Annotated in this window: 4 protein-coding genes and 1 pseudogene; 4 read left to right on the top strand and 1 reads right to left on the bottom strand. The window is 41.2% G+C overall.

Translation table 11 applies throughout. The features are described 5' to 3' along the window. Window positions 1-162 precede the first annotated feature (162 nt). Window positions 163-1488 (top strand): tyrosine-type recombinase/integrase, encoded by a 1326-nt coding sequence (locus OKB87_RS23455; protein ID WP_270828624.1) that lies wholly within the window; start codon window positions 163-165, stop codon window positions 1486-1488. A gap of 9 nt (window positions 1489-1497) precedes the next feature. On the opposite strand, the gene OKB87_RS23450 is transcribed toward OKB87_RS23455, so the two are convergent. Beyond that, window positions 1498-2472: a hypothetical protein gene (locus OKB87_RS23450; RefSeq protein ID WP_270828623.1), complete on the bottom strand. Its 975-nt coding sequence runs from the start codon at window positions 2470-2472 to the stop codon at window positions 1498-1500. 471 nt (window positions 2473-2943) lie between these two features. On the opposite strand from OKB87_RS23450, the pseudogene OKB87_RS23445 reads away from it, so the two are divergent. From OKB87_RS23445 to OKB87_RS23435, 3 genes and pseudogenes are all read left to right on the top strand, one after another. After that, a pseudogene (locus OKB87_RS23445) lies at window positions 2944-3082 on the top strand (IS630 family transposase); the annotation flags it as partial. 191 nt (window positions 3083-3273) lie between these two features. After that, window positions 3274-3450 carry a helix-turn-helix transcriptional regulator gene (locus tag OKB87_RS23440; protein ID WP_270828622.1) on the top strand — a complete coding sequence of 59 codons (177 nt, stop codon included), beginning with the start codon at window positions 3274-3276 and terminating at the stop codon, window positions 3448-3450. 375 nt (window positions 3451-3825) lie between these two features. Next, on the top strand, window positions 3826-4214 hold a 389-nt coding region (locus tag OKB87_RS23435), incomplete at its 3' end, for a YagK/YfjJ domain-containing protein (RefSeq protein ID WP_270828621.1).

Here is a 4214-nt window from a genome sequence, read left to right as displayed (position 1 = left end):
CTTAGGAGTCCAGAAATTATTAGTTTCATATAGAATCAGTTGGTTTTATATGAAATGTTTTTTTGATTAAAAACAGTTGTTTACATAATATGTCTGTATCAAGTTGTTTCATAAAGTCTCACTCCAATGCACTGCACTGGAGGGGTACAGAGAGGGGTACGGATGGCGATAAGTAAAGACTTGGAGATCTCGTCACTCAAGCCAGTCGAAGGGGTTAAAGTGAAACGCTATGCGATTCAATCGAAGCATGGTGGCGGGCTCAAAATAGAAATCCGTGAAAGTGGCCTCAAGCGTTTTGTATATCGCTTCAAGATTGGTGGTAGTGAAGGCGAATTGTTGCTGGGGAGTTATCCTGCTCTGACTCTGGCTAAAGCCAGAGAGGAGCATGGGAAAGCGGTGCTGCTTGTGAAGCGGGGCATTGATCCTACCAAGTTTGCGGCACAAGAAAAGGCTAAAAATGAAACAGCCCTGACGATGGATGAGTTGCTTGGACGATGGCTCGAAGCACAGCATGTTGCTCAGGCCGTCAAACCCAAAACCCTCCAATGCCATCAGGAGCGTTGGAATCGTCATCTCAAGAAGACTCTGGGCAATATTCGCTTAATCGATCTGACTCGTGCCCACTTGGCACAAGCGTTAGAGATAACCAGGCGCGCAACAAAAGACGAAACCCGTAAAGGGTTGGGAACGCTGAACCAGATGTTGGATTATGCAGTGGTTCACTGTTTGATCGAGGCCAACCCTGCGAGACTGTTGCGACCAAAGGACTTTGGTGCCAGTGCCGGTTCGCCAAGAGAGCGATGGCTGACAGTTCCCGAATTGCGCAGGCTGTGGAAGGCGATAGATGAGGATCTTGGGAGTGGTGGTAGCTTGGCGGCCGGAGGGCGTGGTGTTTCTCGCCATGCCACTATTTCTCTGCCAGCGGCGAATGCGATCAAGCTATTGATACTGACCGGATGTCGTAGAAGCGAAGTCGCTAATATGCGTTTTTCACAGATAAAAGATGATATATGGACTATACCTGAAACAAAAAATGGTAGAGCTCATACTGTCTTTATTTCCCCTCAGGCGAAATCAGTCATTGAAGAGCAGGCGCAGTATGCCAATGGTGATTTCGTATTCGAATCTGATCGCCCCAAAACAGATGAAATAGAGCCAATTTTAGTTGACTCGATAACCAGAGCTTTAAGGCGATTCATTTCTCGTTCGTTATCTGATATGGAACCATTTACCGTACATGATTTACGACGTAGTGCTGCAACTAATTGGGCTGAGAGATTAGACGCAGAAGAGAGAGTAATCGAGTTGTGTTTGAATCACCTTCCACTCAATAAATTGGTTAGAACCTATCATCGTTCACAACATGACGATAAGAAAAAAATGCTATGGCAACGTTGGGGCGAGTTGGTCGAACTAGAGGTGGCAAATGATCCGCAAAAAACTAATATTCATAGCAATGTTATTGAATTCGTAAGAAAATTAAAATAAAAAGGCGGACTAGTGTCCGCCTTTTTTAAATTGTTCATATTCTTCTTGTATCAGTCTAATTATTACTTCATTTTTTCTTCTGTCAGTTTTTATGCAAATGTCGTCTAGCATGCTAATTATCTTTTCTGGTAAGACAACACTCACCGCTCTTTTTCCATTGTTTTTGTCTCGAAAAGATTTTTGTGACCAGGCCGACTTCATTTTCCGAAGCATCAGTTCTCTAGCTGGTGGCATTTCATTTAGCAGGTCAAAGAGTGTAATAATACAATCTTTGATTGTCGATGAACTATCCCTGTTGATGAACCATATCGGAGGTTTATTACTTCCTGTTTTTATATTTTCAAACAAATAACTCCATGCCCATTCATCATCGCATTTATCCACCCACAATTTCACATCATTTTTTTGACTTGCGATTTGCCATTTGTTTTTTAAAATAGCAACATCTATTACTTTTTTTTCATTAGTCGTGTTGATTATGTCAAAAAAAGAGATGATACAATTTTTTTTGCTGGCATTGTTGGTTGGTGAAAGGTCAAGATTCAAAATATTATACATATGCAGGCTGTTGGATATGTCAAATACACCATCTATTCTGACGCCGACATCCATAGCCGAAGGTGACACAACGGGGTATGTAGTTAAAGAGCGTATGTATGACCATACATAATTACACAAACGATCATTTTTTGTATCTATCCAGCTGAAGTTTGTTTCACTTATACACTCAGATTTAATACTTTCTATTATTGATTTTCGAGGTGCTACATCTCCCTCAAAACGCATAAGGGGAGAGCCTAGGTTACAGTTAGCCCTATTCGTAAGGATGCTGATATTATTGGATAGATGACTAATTATTTCCTCATCAGTTACAGGTAAGGAAACGTCTTCATTTAATAGTCTGAGAACGAACTCCCTTTCTCTTTTGGATAAAGAGATGGTGGGTTTTATTTCTAGAACATTCTCATCATATATTGTTGACATAACCTTATCAGCTCCAGAGCAAGCTCATTACTAAGTAATTTCATTGTTGTTTTATGTTGTTTTCTGGTTGTTTTTTAACTTGTTTTTGAGTGATTTTCAATGTCTTTCTATCGCTTATTTTTCCATGCATCAGTACCTTGTTACCGTGCTTTTGCCCATCACTAGGCTACTTTATTCAGCTCCGCTGAAGGTGGTAAAGGCCTACCGTGTCGGGGAGGATGGCATGTAATCTCTATCAACGGACAAGTTAATGGGCTCTCTTTAGTCATCGCAATGGTCTGGTAGAGGGTTACTCACGATTTGAGTCGGACGTTAATGATAGGCGCACTGGAGTTGCCAAAATACAACCGCTAGGTAATCGAGTGTCTGTGCCAATAATTGGGCCACTTGATCCTCTGTGAGGAGCACAAAGAAATGTCTTCACCTAGTGAATGTTGGGTAATGATATCTGGATTGCTAACGTTGAATACATGGCACAAGTTACATGAAGCCATTACACGCAATCACCAATGTAGAGGAATTACCAACCTATTGGCTCGAGTGAAATACTTCATGGATACCGTGTTTCCTTTCCTTAGCTAGGAATGGCTATGGAACAGCGAAGGTGTAGCACTATTCGGAGCAGTTATTTAGCTTAGTTCATCAAGTTTGTGCCTCAGCTCTGCTAATGAGACGTAGACCTGTGCCTTTTAAATGCTCTCTTGGGTAACGGAATGTGATCAAGAGATATGGGGTTTACGTTTGCTCTCCGCTATATTTTTACACGAGCACCACGTCCTATGGACGACAAAGGAGCTCATCATGAAACTACTTAAATTGAAAGTTGTCATCGCAATGACATCACTCTCTAAGGCATCAGTTTACCGTCAGATGAATGACGGGACATTTCCAGCATCAGTTAAGATCGGCCCAAGATCTGTTGCTTGGGTTTGCTCTGAAATAGAGTCATGGATTGAAGAGAAAAAAAATCTTCGATAGGGATAATTTCTGACGAGTAATTGAAATAAATTAGCTCGTTGCTCAGGCTAGAAGTCTTGTCCTATCAGGGATCAGAGTTATTTGGTTGGTTTAACATTCAATGCTTTGGTGTCGGTAATAGTAATATATAAATAAAGAGTGCAAGTAAACATCGAATAACACTGCATGCGCAGTATGCAGAACGGCAGTACAAACATGTAGTTTTCATAACCATCAGGATGCCGGAATCCATAACCTATTATATCGCTATGTTGATAGTTCTGTTTCAAATCTTCAATGAAAGTGTGCTAGTGCACACTCGAAAACTGCTACCTAAATTCTAATGTAGGCATACATTCGCAGCATGTGGCCATGCTTCTATCTATGGAGTTTAATATGTTTGATCATCTTAATGAATATCGAGTGGCTGCTGAACGCCACTACCAGAAAAATGGATATACTTTCGATAAGGATAACCTCAGTAAAATTGTTGCTGTGATGAATCATGCTTTTGCTCAATACTCTAGGGTATTTGCTTTTAGAGTTGACCTTCGCTTCCCTGATAATTTGTTTACCAGAATGCTATCAGAAGGTAGTTCACGTTATCATGGCGCTGTGCTGAAAGCATTCTTTGCGGAGCTTGAAAAACTGTTTGTGCTGGATCAGCTGTCCCAAGCTACAAGTGGGAAAAGGGTTCGCAAAACAGCAATCAGATATGTTTGGGCGAGGGAGCAAACAGCAGAGGCTGTCGTTCCTCACTATCACTTGATGTTTTTCTTAAATGG

Origin of the sequence: Aeromonas sp. Y318-1, from assembly GCF_027706125.1 — a bacterium.
Taxonomy (GTDB): domain Bacteria; phylum Pseudomonadota; class Gammaproteobacteria; order Enterobacterales; family Aeromonadaceae; genus Aeromonas; species Aeromonas hydrophila.
Note: the sequence above shows the minus strand (reverse complement) of the source record. Positions and strands in the feature narration are given on the sequence as shown.

What these genes read in the sequence shown, in the direction of transcription:
- OKB87_RS23440 (WP_270828622.1), top strand. Translation starts at nt 3,274, where the DNA reads ATGAAACTACTTAAATTGAAAGTTGTCATCGCAATGACATCACTCTCT.
- OKB87_RS23455 (WP_270828624.1), top strand. Translation starts at nt 163, where the DNA reads ATGGCGATAAGTAAAGACTTGGAGATCTCGTCACTCAAGCCAGTCGAA.
- OKB87_RS23450 (WP_270828623.1), bottom strand. Translation starts at nt 2,472, where the DNA reads ATGTCAACAATATATGATGAGAATGTTCTAGAAATAAAACCCACCATC.